An 18,538-nucleotide genomic window follows, 5' to 3' on the forward strand; every position below is an offset into this window, starting at 1 on the left:
GCAGGTATTTAACGATGTACAAACTGGAGAAATTTAGTAATACTTCATACAAGGAGCGCTTCTCTCCTTGAAAAACCGCGATGTATTTGCTTCCGAAGCCTTTCTTGTCCCTGAAAATGAAGAACGCTTTTTAGTCGGCCTTCCTTTAGATTCAAGCGATGTTAACTTATTGTAGGAAGAAATACGAAGTCTGTTAGGGACTTGAACACGTAAACTAGACGGAACAAATATCCACCATGTAAAAACGAATATTATCATCTCCTACATATTAAAAAAGTTCGTCAATTAAATATTGATTTCATTACTGTTTTCGAAGCTGATTGTTGCCACTGATAAAACCAATTGACCGTTTCTTCTCCTAACGATACATTTAATCCTTCAATCACTTCTTTTCTCAACCGTTCATACTCTTGATATACCAGTACAGTTTGCCCCTCTGAAGCGTATATTTTCATTAATTCAAGATAAGCTTGTTCTGCGTTAGGATGTCGGTGACATATTATTTTATACCAATTTATCGCTTTTTGCTTATCCCCATGTTGCTGGAAAAAAGAAGCGATTTGTAATGCTGTCTCCAACCATCTTTTTTCTATGCGCTGTCGCTCTGCTTCTATCCATATATAATCATAATCCTGTAAGTATGGTGCTACACTTTTCTCCATTAAACGTTCATATCGCTCAATATTTCCAGAATGAATAACTTCCATCTCGTTTAACTGCTTTTCCCATTCCACGACATCAATTTTTACTTCTTTCAGTTCAAGCATATACGCATTATTCTTACTTATAATTTTAATATGATTGTGATATGGTTTTAACACCTTCCTGACTTGATATACGGTCGTATAAAGTAAAGGAAAAACTTTACTAGGTTCTGCATCTTCCCATAATAACTCAATTAACCTTGATTTTTGAATAAACTGACCACGATTTTGTAACAAATATAAGAATAATTCTTGTGCTCGTAAAGTTCGCCAATTGAAAAACTGTTTTTTATATTGTTGTGATTCAATGGATAACTGCTTAAACATATTAACTTGAATCAAGGTACTATACGAAATAGCTTTTTTACTCTCTAGGTATCCTTGTATCCGGGATACTGTTTTTTCCAAACGTTCCTTATTAAATGGCTTTACAAGATAGTCTAAAGCATGTAATTCAAAAGCTTGAACAGCATATTTATCAAAGGCTGTTACAAACACAATCGTAATGTGCGGTTTACTATTTTGAATCTCCTCAGCCAGCTCTAATCCATTTATTTCCGGTAACTGAATATCTAAAAACACTACATCAACATCATTCATTAAAATATATGCCTTACCTTCACTTGGAAATAAAAAACTACCACAAATATCTATCTGACCAATACTATTTAATTTACGTTCTAAAGAGTCTAAAGCATGTTGTTCATCATCAATTAGGACAACTTTCATAAAAAAGCCCCCTTTATAGTTGACGGTAAAAACAAGTCTAGATGCATCATTTTCTTAGTTAGTAAGGTAGGCTTAAAAATGCAAAACTGCTTTCAGTAAAGCTTTTCACTACTGAAAGGCTGGCACCGCAGGGGTATGACCTAAAGGCCCTTAAACAAATTAGGCATTTAGGAGCAATTACTTTTCCCTTCACTTCTTTGGATTATTATAATAAGGAAAGGTTTCGCTCCTTATATACAGGTTCATTTAAATTTTAATGTAAACTATAGGGTAATGTACATATAAAAGATATAAGCTTATGAATCGTCCACTCTATTTTGGATGATATTACTGTTTCGTCTCTCTTTATATCGGTTATCATTTACCATTAATCAACATTTTCTACAGGTCAATTCCAATTTTGTCATATCTTCTATAACTCCATATAAAGTGAATTCTTGTTCAAATTGACTTTTTTAACTACGAAAGAGAAGATCGAAGGCTAAGTCTGTACGTCCTTAAAAAATCGTCATGTATTGCTTTCAAAGCTTTCCCTATCCTTGAAAAATCGTAATGTGCACTGACGAAGTCTTTCTTATCCTACGACCCAAACGGATTGGGCAATTAGATGCTAAAAAAAATGGAAATTAAAAAAACTAAAGTTCAATAGGTTTTAATTTTAAAATAGCGGCAATATATATAGTGAGGGGAGTTTGGGCTAACCTAGATTGGAAACCTGTGCAACGAAACAGACATAATCACAATTCGACGATTAATCTTTACAACTAACGAACAAATTAAAAGGAGGAATAGCTATGAAACCTATAAAACGTTGGAATTCAGATAATCACCCTATGCACAGATTTAAAAATGAATTAGATACTATGTTTGATCGTTTTTTTGATGATCCTTTCTTCACAACAAAACCATTATGGAACAGGAACGAGGAAGGACTATTAGCTTGTAACATTAAAGAGAAAAAAGATCGCTATCTCGTTGAAGCAGAAATTCCAGGTATTGATCCAGAAGATATTGAAATAGAAATTGACAACAATATGATCACTATTAAAGGAGAGAAAAAGCAACATATTGAATCCGAAGATAAGGAAACGGAAATGCATGTAATTGAACATAGTTATGGATCTTTCCATCGTTCCTTTATGCTTCCAGATAATGTTAATACTGATGAAATTAATGCTGATCATAAAAACGGCATTCTCTATATCAATATTCCTAAAAATAAAGATAGCAAAAAACGTCGTATTGAAATAAGTAGAAAATAAAGGCTAAAAAAATGTGGATATTCCTGAACCTAAGTTGCACAGGTATATGTGGTAAGATACATTTATAATATGGAAAATAGCAGGTTAGCCCTATCTTACTTTTTTAAATGTGTGCCTGATATTCTACATAAACGAAAAGTGTGTTCAAAAAGAAGTTAAAATGAACTAAAAGCTCGGACAGTTGCATTTAAATGCATAACACGATGAATGAAGAAAGATGCATCTTTTAATGTACTTAATGAACTTAAACAAAATAATTCTGGAGACATGTATATGAATATTCTAGTCACGATTAATTCCAATTATATTCATCCTCTTAAAGTAATGCTCCATTCCTTATTTATAAATCATTCGAACGATAAATTTTGCATTTATTTAATGCACTCATCATTGAAGGATAGAGAGCTTACCATGTTAAATAACTTTATAGAAAGCAGAAATCAACAACTCAAAATTATTACGGTCGATAGTGACCAATTTGCAAATGCACCTGTAGTCAAGCATTTTTCAGTAGAAATGTATTATCGCCTATTAGCGTATAAATTCTTACCACCTTCGATTGACCGGGTACTCTATCTTGACCCTGATATGATCATTATTAACTCTATTCGAGAGCTGTATTATCTTGATCTGACTGGTTATTTGTATGCTGCTGCATATCATGACAGAACTCCAATTACAAATATAAATAAACTTAGATTAAAACCATATAATATAAAAGCTTATTATAATTCTGGTGTACTCCTATTAAATTTAAATGAACAGCGTCAGAAAATATCGGAGAAAAAAATTTTTGAATTTGTTGAAAAAAATAAGAAGAAGCTTATTCTGCCAGATCAGGATATTTTAAATGGCTTATATTCAAAGCAGATAAAAAATGTGGAAGAAACTTTATATAACTTTGATGCTAGATTTTATTATTATTATAAAATGGTGAGTAAAAATAAAGTAGATATGGATTTTATCATTAATCATACGGCTATTATTCATTTTTGCGGTAAGAAAAAGCCTTGGTATAAAAATTATTATGGAAGCTTTCATTCTTTGTATAAGCATTATGAACGACAGGTTAACCTATCATAAATAAAGAAGTTTGCTAGGCCTGAGTACTTATAGCTACTTCAAAAAAGAAATTCACTATGGAAATGTCAATAAAATATCGTTTATTAGTAATGAAGAGCATCCATTTCATACGATTACCAATAAATTTAGTAAGTGTTTTACAATATATCGAACAAATGTTCCCCGATTTGGAAAGAATAGTGGAGAGATTGCCGTAAAGGGAGTAGATAAAGCTCAAGCTGTTCAGTTTGTTTTGAAGCAGTTAAACATCCCCAAACACAATACAATGGCATATGGAGATGGAGACAATGATATTAAAATGTTTGAAGCAGTTAACTATGGTGTTGCTATGGAAAATGCCACAAAAAATCTAAAAAGAATTGCTAAAGAAATTACTTCAAGAGCAGAAGGTGATGGAATTTTCCTTAGCTTTCAACGAAATCAGTTAATTTCACCATAACCTTACTTTTCGATTCCCCTACTCTTTATTCACTATAGTTGAACCCCTTTATGGTGATGGAACTACCATAAAGGGCGGATAACCTATTCTATCATTTCTTTTTTATTTCCCCGGTTTAGCAGGGACGAATAATTCACATAATCATAAATGTCTTCTGTGATGAACTCACTAAACGACGTTAACTCTTCTAATGTTAAATCCTCAATACTGTTCCCCTTTTCTTCACAGTACAAAACAATGGCTCCGACAATCCCGTGGGCATCTCTAAATGGAACACCTTTTTTTACTAAATAATCAGCTACTTCTGTTGCATTTAAAAAGCCTGCTTTAATCGCTTTTTTCATTTCGTCTCCATTTACTTGCAAAGTAGCAATCATTTTATCCATTATCTGTAGGGAAAGCAGCACCTCATCCACAGCTTGGAACATGGGCAGCTTTACTTCCTGCATATCTTTATTATAGGAAAGCGGCAAGCCTTTCATTGTTGTAAGTGTAGAAATAAGTGCACCATATATCTTTCCTGTTTTTCCTCGAATCAATTCTGCTGCATCGGGATTTTTCTTCTGTGGCATAATACTGCTGCCGGTCGCATATGCATCATCTATTTTAATAAATGAGAATTCTTGACTACTCCATAATATCAATTCTTCACTTAATCTGCTTAAATGCATCATAATGATGGAAAAATCAGATAAAAGTTCGATAATAAAATCCCGGTCACTTACCCCATCCATAAAATTAGCTGTTGGTTTATGGAATCTTAGCTTTTTAGTCGTAATGTCTCGATCAATATCATGAGTTGTACCAGCTAACGCTCCTGATCCTAGCGGGTTTTCATTTAAAATCTCAATCGTATGTTTAAGCCGCTGTTCGTCTCTGGAAAACATTTCTATATATGCGCGTAAATGATAGCCAAAGGTTACTACTTGGGCACGTTGGAGATGTGTGTACCCGGGCATGATTACGTTATTGTTCTCAAGTGCCTTTTCCTTTAGACTGTTCTTCAACGCTTGCAGACAATCTATTACAGATTTTGCCTGCTTTTTTGCATAGAGTTTCAAATCTGTTGCTACTTGATCATTTCTGCTCCGTGAAGTGTGAAGTTTTTTGCCTGCTTCCCCTATTCTTGCTGTCAGCGTTGCCTCGACAAAGCTATGAATATCTTCATGATCTCCTTCTATTTTTAACTTCCCACTACGAATTTCATTCCAAATAGAATAAAGACCACGAATGATCTCTTCACCATCTTCTCTAGTTAAAATTTTACAATGCACTAACATTTCTGCATGTGCGATACTCCCCTGGATATCTTCATCTACTAGTACCATATCTTCAGTTAATGAACTATTAAATTGTTCCATTAATTTATCCTCTGCTTTAGTAAATCGCCCGCCCCACAGCTTCATGATAAATCCTCCACTTCTTGTTTATTATTTCTATTGCCCATACTAATACTAAAATCAGTATAACACTTATCATTTGTCGCATACTCGAGATCAAAAATCACATTTATTTTTCACTTTACATACTAGAATTAGCAAAATAAATACGACTGCTGCAAATAAATAAGCAATACTTAAAGCACAGGTACTGATTTTATTGGAAATCCGTAAGAAACCAGTAAACTAAATAAAGTTACAAATAATACCATAACGGCAACTAAATTAATATAGAATGACTTCCTGCCATAACTTTATCAGAAGTCATCTTGGATATAATTAAAAGTCCAATAAATAAGTAAATAAAGGTACATTACATTATTGAAGAAAACAGCTAAACAATTGCAGTAATCAGCGGTATTAAAGAAATGATACCGCTCACCTCTATATTGTATTAATATGCATTAAATATTATTATTATCCTACAATAGGCTTTTCTGTTTTGTCAATTAAGTTGTTGATATTTAAAAGATACAGGAGAAAAGTCGGAACTTGGAACCGATACATAGAATGAAGCGAATACATTCATTTTCTTAAAATCTAGTTAATAAGTATGTACTAAAGACACTAACTACAAAAGTAAAACTTCATTCAGTATGGCCTTTCCTTCACCCCTCCCCGATAGAAGAAAAACGAAAGCTAAAATCTCAGGCGCTCTAAAAAAATCGCGATGTGTCGTTATCAAGGTTTTTCTTATCCTTGAAAAATCGATAAGTATCGCTGTTGTAGTCCTTCTTGTCCTTAAAAAACCGCGATGCTTATTCAAGAAGTCTTGAAAAAGAAGAACGCTTTTTCTACGTGCGATGCATCGCTGTCGTAGCCTTTCATGTCCTGTCGAAGCGAACATTTAGATGCCGTTATCTCCTACTTCGACTTCTTCGTAATCTCTATAACTCTGAAGCGGGAGTCATACGGAACCATAGATCTGGATAAATCATGCTGTCATCAGCCAAAAATGAATTGAAGTTTATAAGATAAACAATGAGTTAATCATCAATTTGCCAATCAATTTCTTCTTTACCTAATTGCTTCAATACGGCATTCGTTTTAGAAAATGGTTTACTGCCAAAAAAACCTCGATATGCAGATAACGGACTAGGATGTGGTGCTTTTATAATATAATGTTTCGTTGTATCAATTAGTGCTTGCTTTTTTTGGGCAGCAGATCCCCATAAAATATAGACAATAGGATCCGACTTTTGATTCAATAATTGTATAACACGATCCGTAAATTGCTCCCAGCCCATACCTCGGTGAGAATGTGCTTGCCCCCTTCTCACCGTTAATACATTGTTAAGCAGAAGCACACCTTGTTCCGCCCATTTTACAAGGTAGCCATGGCTAGGGATTGGATGACCTAGATCACTTTGCATTTCGATAAACATATTTTTTAAGGACGGTGGAATTGCAACTCCTTTTTTAACCGAAAAACTCAAACCATGCGCCTGATTAGGGCCATGATAAGGATCCTGACCTAAAATTGCCACTTTTACCTTTTCAAAAGGTGTATAGTGAAGTGCATTAAAAATATCATACATATCTGGATAGACCGTACGTGTTGCATATTCCCGTTTCAAAAACTCCCGCAACTTTCGATAGTATGGCTTTTCAAACTCTTCCTTTAATAAAGGCTCCCAATCATTAAATAAAATTTGCTTTTTCATGCTATCCTTCCTCGTTGATTATTCTTTTACTGGTTACTATTCTACCATGATTAGAAAGTGAGAGAAAAAGCAAATGAGCTAGTTTTGTAGTTAGAATGATTCGATTTATTTCAAACAGCAAAGAATCCTGCAGTAAGTGAACATAAAAACGGCTACTAATCTATTGAAAAATCTATTTGGAAAAATATATAATAAAGTCATTGTCTACTCCATGTTCTAATGCCCATTTATCATGTGTTTCTGCCACCTCAGCAGCAGGTTTTCCCATACAATGCTCAGGAGACATCACTGCTTTTTTATTTTTAATTCAAACCCTAATTCTGCTAACTCAGCAGCAACGATGGAAGCTGTTCGCATCTCTAAAAACCCTGTTTCTGGATACTGATAAATCTCTTCTCCAATGAAGTAGTTTTTCTCCTAACATCTCTTTATCACTCCTTCTTCTCAAAAAATACTGGTGGAAGATAACATCCTCCTCCAGCTTTAATCTTAATTTTTATAAAAATGGGGTGACACCAGGACCAAACGGTATGCCTGCATAATAGAAAATTAAAATTAAGATAATCCATGTAAATAAAAATGCAGCGGAGTAAGGTATCATAAGTGAAATAAATGTACCAACACCGGCCTTTTTATCGTATTTTTGCATAAACGCTAAAATAATGACCATATATGGCATTAATGGTGTGACAATATTCGTAGACGAGTCTGCAATACGGTATGCTGCTTGTGTAAACGCAGGGCTGTAACCTAGTTGCATAAACATTGGAATAAATACCGGAGCCTCCAATGCCCATTTAGCTGATCCAGACGTGATTAGGAAATTTAATGTAGCGGTAAAAAGAATATAACCAATGATCAACCAAATGCCGGTAAAGTTTATTTCTTTTAAAATTTCTGCACCATTTACGGCAACCCATGTACCAATATTTGACCAATTAAAATAACTGATAAACTGTGCAATCGCAAAGATTAATACTATATACCCTGCCATATCTTTCATCGATTCCGCCATGTACTTGCTAATATCTTTGCTAGATTTAATTTTTCCAACTGTAATGCCGTAAGTAACTCCGATAATAATGAAGAAAAATAAAATTAGTGGTACAATACCATCTAAAAATGGCGATGGGGCTAGTCCGCCATCTTCATTTCTCAATGGACTGTTTGGAATAAATATAGCTGTTACTATCATTGCTATATACATAACTCCTGCAATTAATGCAAGAATAAATGCCTTTTTTGCTTTCGGATGATCTTCCTCATCTACGTTGTCAACGACTCCTCCTTTATACGTACCTAGTCTTGGTTCAATAAGCTTATCTGTAATAAGTCCGCCTACAATCGTAATTACAAATACAGAAACAATATTAAAATACCAGTTATCAATTGGCGTCACAACAATAGAATCATCTATAATTGCAGCTGCTTCCGTCGAAATTCCAGCTAATATTGCATCTGTTCCGGCAATAAATAAATTAGCCGTAAATCCTGCTCCTGTTGCCGCATAACCGGCTACTAATCCAGCAAGTGGATGACGTTCGATTTTATAAAAAACCATCGCTGCTAACGGTGGAATTAAAACCATTGCAGCATCAGAAGCAAGGTTACCTAAAATTCCGACAAACACAACAGTATACGTAACAAGCGCTGGTGGCGATTTTAAAATTGTTTTTCTAATTGCATAATCTAATAAACCTACTTTTTCAGCTAAGCCAATCCCAAGCATCATAGCAAGGACTAATCCTAACGGAGCAAAACCTGTAAAGTTCTCTAGCATGGAGGTCAATATAAATTGAATTCCTTCTCCAGATGCTAAATTCTTGATTGGAAGTTCTTCTCCAGAACCTGGATGGATTACAGAGGCATTAAACATACTAAAGATGGAGGATGCGATGATAACAATAATTGCTAAAGCAATAAATAAGATAAATGGATCGGGAAGTTTATTACCTACCCTCTCAATACCGTTAAGAAACTTTTGAAACAGGTTTTTCTTTTCTTTCATAACATTCCCTCTTTCTAGATGTTAGATTATTCCGTAAATTCTGATTATATTTTCAAGACTGTTGGCTCCACTTCATTAGGAATTGGACATTTATATGGATTACATTTCGTAAACAGTTCAAATTCCTGTTTAACCTTGGAGTGCTCATAGATGAACTTGCTAACTCATTGGAAAGCTGGTTCTGCTGTAATTAACTTTTAATGAATTTTTTCACTAAAGCTACATCCTCTACTCTTACTAATTTTCCTTTATATTACATAGTTAACTATGGTTGTGTCAACAATTATTTGTTACTTTTATTAATAGATTTTAGCGAAGAAATCAATCGAGACTTAATGAATAGAATGAGCAATTATAATCATTCAGTGTTTTTTCTCCTTGTAATGGAACAAAGTGCTCATTTAGACGACCGTACAACAACGAGATGCGACTTTCATTAGAAGGTATTCTTTGCTGAAGTGAACAAGGGTTAAAAACTCGAGCATCCTTGAAAAACCGCGATGCTTATTCAGGAAGTCTTACTTGTCCTGTGGCTCAAACAAAACCGTTTTCTTATAAAATTCGTAAAATATAAGCTGGTTTTTTTAAATGAGAGAAATACGGCTTTTTACATTCGATATAAAGAAAACATGCTTCTAACACAGGGGTATGGCGAGCGGCTAGTTGGCATTCCTTTAGATTCGAGCTGATATTGACGATATCGTAGGAAGAAAAGCGACGTTTGCTTAAGCTTGAGCGCTTTAAGCTGAACGAAGCTTTTTTTAAAAAAAGAATTATTCACAATGAAATAATTTTATATCTCTTCAAACAATTAAAAAAACCTGTCACCAAAAGTGCTATATTTTTGGTGACAGACCCTTCATTATTTAGTAATTAATTTCAATTCAACAGGGATAAATTCTTCTACTTCTTCACCTTTGACAATCTTTCCTGCTGCTTCTACACCACGTTGACCAATAATTTCGGGTTGTTGCGCTATCGTAGCAGCCATTCTTCCGTCTTCAACAGCTTTAACTGCATCCTCTGTTGCATCAAAGCCTACAACAATTACATCTTCTAGCTTGTTTTGTGATTCCAACGCTTCGATTGCGCCTAATGCCATTTCATCATTATGCGCAAATAATGCAACAAAATCATTTTTGCCTTGTATGATATTTTCCATGACAGATAAACCTTTTGTTCGGTCAAAATCAGCTGTCTGCTTAGCAACAACTTCCATTTCATCCAATTTATCAATAATATTATGGAATCCTTCTCCTCTTTCTCTGGCAGCTGACGACCCAGATATACCTTCTAATTCTACAATATTACCTTTTTCCCCTAGCTGTTCTGCAATAAATTCTCCAGCCATTTCCCCACCAGCGATATTATCAGAAGCTATATGCGTTACAACCTCCCCGCCATCTGAGCTCCTGTCTACTGTAATAACTGGTACGTCTGCTTTATTTGCTGATTCAACCGCTGTAACAACTGCCTCTGAATCTACAGGGTTTACAAGCAATATATCAATATCCTGCTGTAACAAATCTTCAATATCACTTAATTGGGTAGATGGATCATTTTGAGCATCTGCGGTAACCAGTTCATATCCCGCTTCCTTGGCTGCATTTTCTGCTCCATCACGTAGCGTAACAAAAAACGGGTTGTTTAATGTAGAAATAGATAAACCAATTTTTACGCTATCCTTATCTTCCCCGTCTTTCTTCCCTTCTGCATCTTTAGGACCCTCTGTGGAGCAAGCCCCTAAAACGATTAACATAGCAGCAGCAATCAGCAACCCTTTCAACCATTTCATCATTAAAAATTACCTCCTATTTATTTTTTGGAACGATACATGAAATCGTATCGAAATTCCTATAAGAAGATGTTCAAAACATCTGGTGAAAATGCTACAGAATTTCTTGGTTCTGGCGATTTATGATCTAAGATCTACAAACTTCTCCCTCTTGTTGTCTCATTCCTTTTTGCCTTGTTTTGAACAAACACTTTTAAATTATTTCGAATTTCTATCTAAGAGTACTGCTAGTAAAATCACGCCACCTTTAACAATTTGTTGGTAAAATGAGGAGACATTTAATAAATTTAGACCGTTATCAATGACGCCGATAATTAACGCTCCGATAAGCGTACCTACAATCCTTCCCTTGCCACCCGAGAGACTTGTACCGCCAATGACAACTGCAGCAATAGCATCTAACTCGTACATCGTTCCAGCTGTTGGTTGTGCGGAATCCAGCCGACTTGTAATAATAATACCTGCCAATACGGATAGCATACCTGTTAAAGAATAAACCCAAATCTTTACCCGCTCTGCTTTTATACCGGATAAGATCGAAGCTTCTTCATTGCCACCAATAGCGTACACTTGCCGACCAAATACCGTGTTCCTTAGAACGAAAAATAAAATAGCAAACACGATAATCATTAAAATCGCTGGAAACGGAATTCCAAATACATAGCCTCGACCAATCATTTCAAACATAAAACTATCAGATAAACCGGTAATTGGCTTCCCATCTGTATAAACAAGTGTTGCTCCACGAAAAATAGTCATCGTTGCTAATGTCGCAATAAAAGGTGCTACCTTTCCTTTGGTAATAATCAGTCCATTTACAGCACCAAGAACTAAACCGATAAAAAGACCAATAAGTACTGCTAGTAATGGGTCTATTCCATTTACTAACATTCCAGCTGTAAGTGCACTTCCCAAAGCTAAAATAGATCCCACTGAAAGATCGATACCTGCTGTTAAAATAACAAATGTCATTCCAAAAGCAATCAATGCATTCACAGAAACTTGCCTCAATAAATTAAAGAGATTATTTAACGTAAAAAAGTTCTCACTCATCACTCCTAAAACAGCAGTAATAAGTATTAAACCAAGCAGAGGTCCCAGCTTTGCTATATTTATTCCGTTGAACCTCTTCATGTTTGACCTCCTCCCGTAGCTGCCATCATAATCTTTTCCTGATCCGCCTCTGTTCGATCAAAAAAAGCAGTTATCTTTCCTTCATGCATGACCATAACTCTATCGCTGACCCCTAGCACTTCTGGTAATTCGGAAGAAACCATAATAATCGCTACACCATTTTTACTAAGTTCATTAATGATGGTATAAATTTCTTTTTTAGCTCCGATATCCACTCCTCTAGTTGGCTCATCTAAAATGAGTATTTTGGGACGAATACCTAACCACTTTGCTAAAACTACTTTTTGTTGATTACCGCCACTTAACGACTTTACTATCTGTTCTTCACTTGTCGCTCTTACTTTTAATTTTTCCATTAATCTTTTAACCAGATCTCTTTCTTTCCTTTTATAAATAACCCCCTTCTTTGATAACGTCTTCAAGTTCGTTAAAGCAATATTTTCTTTAATCGAAGCATCAATTACTAAACCTTTTGATTTACGATCTTCCGTGATAAAACCAATGCCCGCCTTTACAGCATCATTTGGGTGTTTAATATCAACTTTTTTTCCATTAATATAGATCGTTCCTTTCGTTAATTTTCGAAACCCAAATATAGCTTCCATTAATTCTGATCGTCCTGCTCCCATGAGACCAGCAACACCTAAGATTTCACCTTGTTTCACGAAAAAACTAACATCGTTAACGATGTTATCGCACGCTAATGCTTTTGCTTCAAAGACGGTATCTCCTATACTATTTGATCTAGTTGGGTATCGCTCACCGATCTCCCTGCCAACCATCATTTTCACAATCGCTTGAAATGATGTATCTGCTATTTTTTCTGTTCCGATGTACTCACCATCCCGAAGCACTGTTATACGATCACATATTTCAAAAATCTCCTCCATGCGATGAGAAATATAAATAATACTGACACCTTCGGCTTTTAGCTTTTTAATTACATTAAAAAACCTCTCAATCTCTCGGTCTGTTAATGCTGCAGTAGGCTCGTCCATTACAAGCAGCTCCGCATTTGTTGCTAAAGTACGAGCGATTTCAATCATTTGTTGTTGCCCAACAGATAAATTGCCAGCTATATCTTCTGGAGAAATAGACTCTACTCCCAATTTAGCTAAACTCTCTTTTGTTCTTTGTTTCATTTCTTGCTTATTTAGAATTCCAGTTTTTCCATAAGTTATTTCTTTTCCTAAAAACATATTTTCCATTACGCTTAACTGGGGGATAATATTTAATTCCTGATGGATCATACTAATTCCTTTTTCTTCAGCTTCCTTTGGATTAGTAAACGTTATCTTTTCTCCTTCTAAAAAAATTTCACCTTCATCTTTTTGGTAAATTCCTGTTAAAATCTTTACTAATGTTGACTTTCCTGCTCCATTTTCTCCCATTAAGGCGTGAATTTCTCCACGTTTTATTCTAAAATCGACCTGTCGTAATACTTGATTGCCAGAAAAAGATTTGCTGATATCCTTCATGACAATAAACGATTTATCAGTCATATTCTCACCCCTTTCGTCAGAAAATCACACCAGCTTGCAATATAACATTTGCATAAGGTGTTGCCTCTCCTGTTCGAATAACTGCTTTTGTGTTCTTAATACAAGCTTTAAGTTCGTCATGTGACATATAATCCATTTCAATATCCGAATAGGTAGTTATTATTTCATCATGTAAATTAAGATTATTCGTTTTCATTTCCGTTGCCATTGTAATTTTTTCTACAACTATATGCTCCATCAGCTCTTCCAACACTTTCCATAGCGGTGGCTCTCCGAGATGAAGGGAAACATCAATACATATGGTATCGTCAGGGATAGGTAAACCGCAATCTGCAATAATTATTGTATCTGTATGCCCTAGTTTGGATAGTACAATTGATATATATCGATTCAAAATACCTGTCTTCTTCAATGTTAACCTTACCTTTCCTGAATGAATTTCTCTACCATTTCTTTCGTTGGCATTCCCTCTTGGGCTCCTACTTTCGTAATCGACAGAGCTGCAGCAGCATTCGCATATTCTACAGCCTCAGCGATAGAAAGACCTTTCGCCAGACAAGTTACAAATGCTCCATTAAATGTATCCCCAGCTCCAGTTGTATCCTTTACATCTACGTTAAAGCTTTCAACATGCTGTTTTTTACCATTTTCTATAAAAGACACCCCTTCTTTTCCGAGGGTTATAATCATTTTTTCTTCTATGGATGTATATAAAGGATCGTTGCTCATTGCCTTAGCTTCTAGTTCATTTGGGGTAAAATATGTAGTGTATTCTAAAAGTTTAGCTGGAAGCTGTTGAAATGGAGCAGGGTTAACGACGACAGGAATATCATATTGTTTTGCTTTTTTCACCGTATAAAGCACTGTTTCTAACGGAATTTCTAATTGTAATAAGATAATGTGACTCTGACGAATAATCAAATCATGTTTATCGATTACGGCTGGTACTATAGCTGAATTGGCACCGGGGGCAACAATAATGCGGTTATCTTTATCTGATAAAATAATATTTGCAACACCTGTTGGTAATAGTTGATCATTGATGACACCATTTATATTTATCCCTTCTTTTTGGAGTCGACTCATCAATGTTTTTCCAAATGGATCATTACCAACAGCACCAATTAAACGGACATCTGCTCCAAGACGAGCTGCTGCAACAGCTTGGTTTGCTCCTTTTCCGCCTGGATAAGTTGCAAAGGATTCTCCAAGCACCGTTTCCCCTTGTTGTGGCATTTTTGCTGTTTCGATGACTAAATCCATATTAATACTACCTACTACACAAACTTTTGGTTGATTGTTCATTGCTGTTACTCCCTTCATTTTGTCGAATCGCGTTTAATTAGTGTAACATCCCATTCTTCTTGAATAATGTCGTGATTTGGATTATTAATATGATCTAATAGTATTTGTGCTGCTCGAACACCAAGCTTATAAATCGGTTGCTGCATGGTAGTTAAGGTTGGAGTGGTTGTTTCCCCTATGGATATACCATCAAAACCAATAATTGATAATTCTTCAGGTACTTTGATTTTTAAAGATTTTGTTGCTTTCAAAACCCCTACCGCCATTAAATCATTTCCAACAAAAATTCCATCAATTTCCGGATGTTGTGTTAGCATCTCCCTCGTAATTTCAAATGATTGTTGAAAGCGATAATCGCCAGATACGACGTAACTGGATAAAAACCAGCTTTCATGTTTAACGACATCAAGGTAGCCTTTTAAACGATCCATTGAGTTGCTGGCAGACTGGGGACCACAAATATGCGCAATTCGTTTGCATCCAATGGATTTTAAGTAGCGAGTTGCAATTTCAGCACCTTTCCGGTTATTTACAGTTACGGATGAAACTTCTGAACTAAACTTACGGTCAAGTGAAATTATAGGAACCGAAATATTCTTTATATCTTCTTGAGAAATCGTACTTGACACCATAATTAGTCCATCTACAGACTTTTGCTGTAAACCATTTAAATAAGTGATTTCTTTATCGAGGTTATCATCTGTATTGCAAAGTACAAATGTGTAGTTATGCTTATTCGTTACATCTTCCACTGCCCGAGCAAGCTCTGGAAAAAAAGGATTTTTAATATCGGGAACAAATAAAGCAATCATCTTAGAGCGTCCTTTAAAAAGACTTCTTGCAACATCATTCGGTCGATAGTTTAGCTGCTTAATAGCATCATTGACTCGCTTTCTTGTTTCGTTGTTTACATAACCTTGATTATTTAAAACTCTGGAAACTGTTGCGGTTGACACATTAGCTAATTTCGCCACATCCCTAATCGTTGCCATTGATCTTCCTCCTTTCATTACCCCCTATGCAATCGTTTACACAAAGATTGAAATTTCAAATACCACTCCCTTAGATCCTATCTTTTTAAAAAATAATCAAAAAATAGTATAGGCAACTATGAAACCCGTTACATACAATTGTAAAGAATTGTATAAAATTGTCAATAGTTATTTTTTAAAAAATCTGTCATTTTTTCAACAACCTATGGTTTTCCAGTAAATTTGTGCTGTTTTATGTATATTAATGGGTTACGAGCAAAAAATATAAAGAAAAAAGGCGGTATAGATATGTGGTTATTAGTAGGTGCTGTAGGATTCATAAGTTTAGTCGCATTATTTTTTACGATTAAAGTGGGTAAGGAAGTGGAAACTCAAGAAGATACGCATGATCCGGATACTAGAGCTACAAGGAATTATCCAATCTTACTCAATCCAGTATTTATCGCATATATTATTGGTTTTGGCGGAATATTTATTCTCATTGCTTATTTTGCATTAAGGTAAATGCTAAGCAAAATTTTTCCGGCTAACATAAAGTAGGTACCAAGGCTTTTAACATTAATAATCTAATTATTGATTTTATTAAAATCACGCTATCAACAGGCTATATGGTATGCTATTAACGTTTGAGATAAAGATTAGGAAATTGCCATCGTCTAGAACGTATTCAAAAAGAACCGAGTACATAAGCAGTACTCGGTTCTGATAAAGGAATTACTCTGCAATATAAGCTTGTTTAATTTGGTAAATTCCATTAGCATCAATGCTAAAGTCTTTTACGGAATCACTTACACCAAGCAAGTACTCTTGATGGAGAATATAGATCATTGGTGCTAAGTCAACAAGCATTTCTTGTGCTTTTGAATACAATTTTTTACGAGCTTCTGGATCTGTTTCATGTCGTGCATCGTCTAATACTTTATCCAGCTCTTTATCCTCTAAGAAGGATCGGTTACCTGGGTCACCAACTGCAGAAGAGTGGAATAATGGGTACAAACCATAGTCTGCATCGGAAGTTACGTCAGACCAGCCAAGCACGTACATATCATGATCACCGTTTGCTGTTCTTTCCAAATACGCTCCCCATTCAAGTTCTTCAATTTTAACATCAATACCAATTTCTTTTAATTGGGATTGAATGGTAACAGCAGTGTCTACTCGCTGCTCTTGATCATTTGTCCAAATGGTTGTCTTAAAGCCATCTTCATAGCCGGCTTCTTTCAATAGTTCTTTCGCTTTTTCTACATTGTACTCTAAACCTTTTACATTTTCATCGTAACCAAATACTGGTGGTGCCAACGGACCTTTGGCTGGAATAGCTACACCATTGTAAACACCGTCAATGATTTCTTCTTTATTGATAGCCATTGAAATCGCCTGACGTACTCTTTTGTCGTTAAACGGTTCTTTTTTCAAATTAAATCCGACATAGGATAAAGAAACACTAGGTTCCTGTTCGAGATTAGCACCATCCATTTTTTCTACACGGGAAATGTTATTCGGCCCAATCTGGTCAGCTATATGGGAGACCCCAGTTTCCAACTCAGCAATTCGGGAACTCTGTTCAGAAACAACTTTGAATGTGACTGTATCAAGCTTTGCCTTTTCTCCCCAGTAATCATCATTACGGGTTAACACCACTTTTTCACCTGGTGTCCATTCCTTGAACTTAAATGGACCCGTACCGGATGGGTTTTTGTTAATGTATTCGTCTGCTTTTCCACCATCTTCCATTTGTTTATAGTCCGCTTCAATAACCTTTGGACTCATAATCCCAGTACCACTATGTGCCAAGTTTGCTAATAATGGCGCATATGGGTATTTCAACTTAATAACGACTGTTTTTTCATCTTTTGCTTCAACACTTTCTACTGCTTCGAGTAAAAAAGCTCGTGGAGAGGCAACTTTTTCATCTAGAATTCGATCATAGTTCTTCTTCACTACCTCAGCAGTCAGTTCGGAACCATCATGGAATTTCACACCGTCCTGGAGATAGAACTCCCATGTTTTCTTATCTACTTCTTTCCATTCTTTCGCTAGTCCTGGTTGAATTTTCTGATTTTCATCAAGCTTCGTCAATGTCTCATAAATGTTCTCTATCACGTTACTAGATGGGACATCATTCGTTCCATGCGTAGATAAACCTACAATGTCAGCTCCAGTGGCAATCACTAAATCACCACCACTGCCTTTTCCTGCTTTTCCTTCTTCATCTTTACCTGATTTGTCTTTCGACTCTCCATCGCCAGCACAGGCTGTCAATGCGAGAGTAAGCATTGCTAAAAGAGAAACTAACCATAATAACTTCTTTGTCTTCATATCTGTACGATACCCCCTGACTATCTTTTTATCTTGAGTTTAAAAGTTATTAGTACGTTTAAATATAAACGATCTTTTACGAAATAGCAAGAATATTTGCGCGTGAAATTATTCACTTGAATATTTAGTTTACTATTAATTCAATATCTCGTATTGAATTATA

Annotated in this window: 15 protein-coding genes; 4 read left to right on the forward strand and 11 right to left on the reverse strand. The window is 35.3% G+C overall.

Annotation, left to right across the window (positions count from 1 at the left end; genetic code table 11):
• Window positions 1-281 precede the first annotated feature (281 nt).
• On the reverse strand, window positions 282-1,433 hold the full coding sequence (locus BN1066_RS04665; protein WP_077318318.1) for a response regulator: 1,152 nt from the start codon (window positions 1,431-1,433) through the stop codon (window positions 282-284).
• A 794-nt stretch (window positions 1,434-2,227) separates the two neighbouring features.
• Here BN1066_RS04665 and BN1066_RS04670 point away from each other — a divergent pair.
• From BN1066_RS04670 to BN1066_RS04680, 3 genes are all read left to right on the forward strand, one after another.
• A complete protein-coding gene (locus tag BN1066_RS04670) occupies window positions 2,228-2,695 on the forward strand; it encodes an Hsp20/alpha crystallin family protein (protein ID WP_077318319.1) in 468 nt (155 codons plus the stop codon).
• Window positions 2,696-2,968: 273 nt separating this feature from the next.
• The gene (locus BN1066_RS04675) at window positions 2,969-3,778 is read left to right on the forward strand and encodes a glycosyltransferase family 8 protein (protein WP_077318320.1); all 810 of its coding nucleotides are present in this window, start codon (window positions 2,969-2,971) and stop codon (window positions 3,776-3,778) included.
• A 10-nt stretch (window positions 3,779-3,788) separates the two neighbouring features.
• Window positions 3,789-4,217: an HAD-IIB family hydrolase gene (locus BN1066_RS04680; protein WP_077318321.1), complete on the forward strand. Its 429-nt coding sequence runs from the start codon at window positions 3,789-3,791 to the stop codon at window positions 4,215-4,217.
• Between the two features lie 83 nt (window positions 4,218-4,300).
• Here BN1066_RS04680 and argH read toward each other — a convergent pair whose 3' ends face one another.
• The 9 genes from argH to BN1066_RS04730 form a co-directional block, all read right to left on the reverse strand.
• The gene (gene argH / locus BN1066_RS04685) at window positions 4,301-5,623 is read right to left on the reverse strand and encodes an argininosuccinate lyase (RefSeq protein WP_077318322.1); all 1,323 of its coding nucleotides are present in this window, start codon (window positions 5,621-5,623) and stop codon (window positions 4,301-4,303) included.
• 1,019 nt (window positions 5,624-6,642) lie between these two features.
• A complete protein-coding gene (locus BN1066_RS04695) occupies window positions 6,643-7,320 on the reverse strand; it encodes a uracil-DNA glycosylase (protein WP_077318324.1) in 678 nt (225 codons plus the stop codon).
• A gap of 496 nt (window positions 7,321-7,816) precedes the next feature.
• On the reverse strand, window positions 7,817-9,328 hold the full coding sequence (locus BN1066_RS04700; protein WP_077318325.1) for an AbgT family transporter: 1,512 nt from the start codon (window positions 9,326-9,328) through the stop codon (window positions 7,817-7,819).
• Window positions 9,329-10,190: 862 nt separating this feature from the next.
• The gene (gene rbsB, locus BN1066_RS04705; RefSeq protein ID WP_179104288.1) at window positions 10,191-11,126 is read right to left on the reverse strand and encodes a ribose ABC transporter substrate-binding protein RbsB; all 936 of its coding nucleotides are present in this window, start codon (window positions 11,124-11,126) and stop codon (window positions 10,191-10,193) included.
• Between the two features lie 195 nt (window positions 11,127-11,321).
• The gene (locus BN1066_RS04710; protein WP_077318326.1) at window positions 11,322-12,257 is read right to left on the reverse strand and encodes an ABC transporter permease subunit; all 936 of its coding nucleotides are present in this window, start codon (window positions 12,255-12,257) and stop codon (window positions 11,322-11,324) included.
• The gene (locus BN1066_RS04715; RefSeq protein ID WP_077318327.1) at window positions 12,254-13,759 is read right to left on the reverse strand and encodes a sugar ABC transporter ATP-binding protein; all 1,506 of its coding nucleotides are present in this window, start codon (window positions 13,757-13,759) and stop codon (window positions 12,254-12,256) included. The genes BN1066_RS04710 and BN1066_RS04715 overlap by 4 nt, the downstream gene beginning before the upstream one ends.
• Window positions 13,760-13,775: 16 nt before the next feature.
• Window positions 13,776-14,171, reverse strand: a complete 396-nt coding sequence (rbsD, locus tag BN1066_RS04720) for a D-ribose pyranase (protein WP_077318328.1) — start codon at window positions 14,169-14,171, stop codon at window positions 13,776-13,778.
• A gap of 8 nt (window positions 14,172-14,179) precedes the next feature.
• Entirely contained in the window at window positions 14,180-15,064 is an 885-nt protein-coding gene (rbsK, locus tag BN1066_RS04725; protein WP_077318329.1) for a ribokinase, read from the reverse strand.
• A 14-nt stretch (window positions 15,065-15,078) separates the two neighbouring features.
• Window positions 15,079-16,056 (reverse strand): LacI family DNA-binding transcriptional regulator, encoded by a 978-nt coding sequence (locus BN1066_RS04730; protein WP_077318330.1) that lies wholly within the window; start codon window positions 16,054-16,056, stop codon window positions 15,079-15,081.
• A 288-nt stretch (window positions 16,057-16,344) separates the two neighbouring features.
• Between BN1066_RS04730 and BN1066_RS04735 the strand changes: the two genes are divergently transcribed.
• A complete protein-coding gene (locus tag BN1066_RS04735) occupies window positions 16,345-16,560 on the forward strand; it encodes a hypothetical protein (RefSeq protein ID WP_077318331.1) in 216 nt (71 codons plus the stop codon).
• A gap of 210 nt (window positions 16,561-16,770) precedes the next feature.
• Here BN1066_RS04735 and BN1066_RS04740 read toward each other — a convergent pair whose 3' ends face one another.
• Complete coding sequence (locus tag BN1066_RS04740) at window positions 16,771-18,375, reverse strand: glutathione ABC transporter substrate-binding protein (RefSeq protein ID WP_077318332.1); 1,605 nt, start codon at window positions 18,373-18,375, stop codon at window positions 16,771-16,773.
• Window positions 18,376-18,538 lie beyond the last annotated feature (163 nt).

The sequence above is a fragment of the Virgibacillus proomii genome (genome assembly GCF_900162615.1).
Classification (GTDB): domain Bacteria; phylum Bacillota; class Bacilli; order Bacillales; family Amphibacillaceae; genus Virgibacillus; species Virgibacillus proomii.

Bases quoted from the DNA above. Each gene is read 5' to 3' on its own strand.
- BN1066_RS04700 (WP_077318325.1), bottom strand. From the start codon at position 9,328: ATGAAAGAAAAGAAAAACCTGTTTCAAAAGTTTCTTAACGGTATTGAG.
- BN1066_RS04710 (WP_077318326.1), bottom strand. From the start codon at position 12,257: ATGAAGAGGTTCAACGGAATAAATATAGCAAAGCTGGGACCTCTGCTT.
- rbsK (WP_077318329.1), bottom strand. From the start codon at position 15,064: ATGAACAATCAACCAAAAGTTTGTGTAGTAGGTAGTATTAATATGGAT.
- rbsB (WP_179104288.1), bottom strand. From the start codon at position 11,126: ATGATGAAATGGTTGAAAGGGTTGCTGATTGCTGCTGCTATGTTAATC.
- BN1066_RS04670 (WP_077318319.1), top strand. From the start codon at position 2,228: ATGAAACCTATAAAACGTTGGAATTCAGATAATCACCCTATGCACAGA.
- BN1066_RS04735 (WP_077318331.1), top strand. From the start codon at position 16,345: ATGTGGTTATTAGTAGGTGCTGTAGGATTCATAAGTTTAGTCGCATTA.
- BN1066_RS04730 (WP_077318330.1), bottom strand. From the start codon at position 16,056: ATGGCAACGATTAGGGATGTGGCGAAATTAGCTAATGTGTCAACCGCA.
- BN1066_RS04675 (WP_077318320.1), top strand. From the start codon at position 2,969: ATGAATATTCTAGTCACGATTAATTCCAATTATATTCATCCTCTTAAA.
- BN1066_RS04740 (WP_077318332.1), bottom strand. From the start codon at position 18,375: ATGAAGACAAAGAAGTTATTATGGTTAGTTTCTCTTTTAGCAATGCTT.
- BN1066_RS04715 (WP_077318327.1), bottom strand. From the start codon at position 13,759: ATGACTGATAAATCGTTTATTGTCATGAAGGATATCAGCAAATCTTTT.
- argH (WP_077318322.1), bottom strand. From the start codon at position 5,623: ATGAAGCTGTGGGGCGGGCGATTTACTAAAGCAGAGGATAAATTAATG.
- BN1066_RS04665 (WP_077318318.1), bottom strand. From the start codon at position 1,433: ATGAAAGTTGTCCTAATTGATGATGAACAACATGCTTTAGACTCTTTA.
- BN1066_RS04695 (WP_077318324.1), bottom strand. From the start codon at position 7,320: ATGAAAAAGCAAATTTTATTTAATGATTGGGAGCCTTTATTAAAGGAA.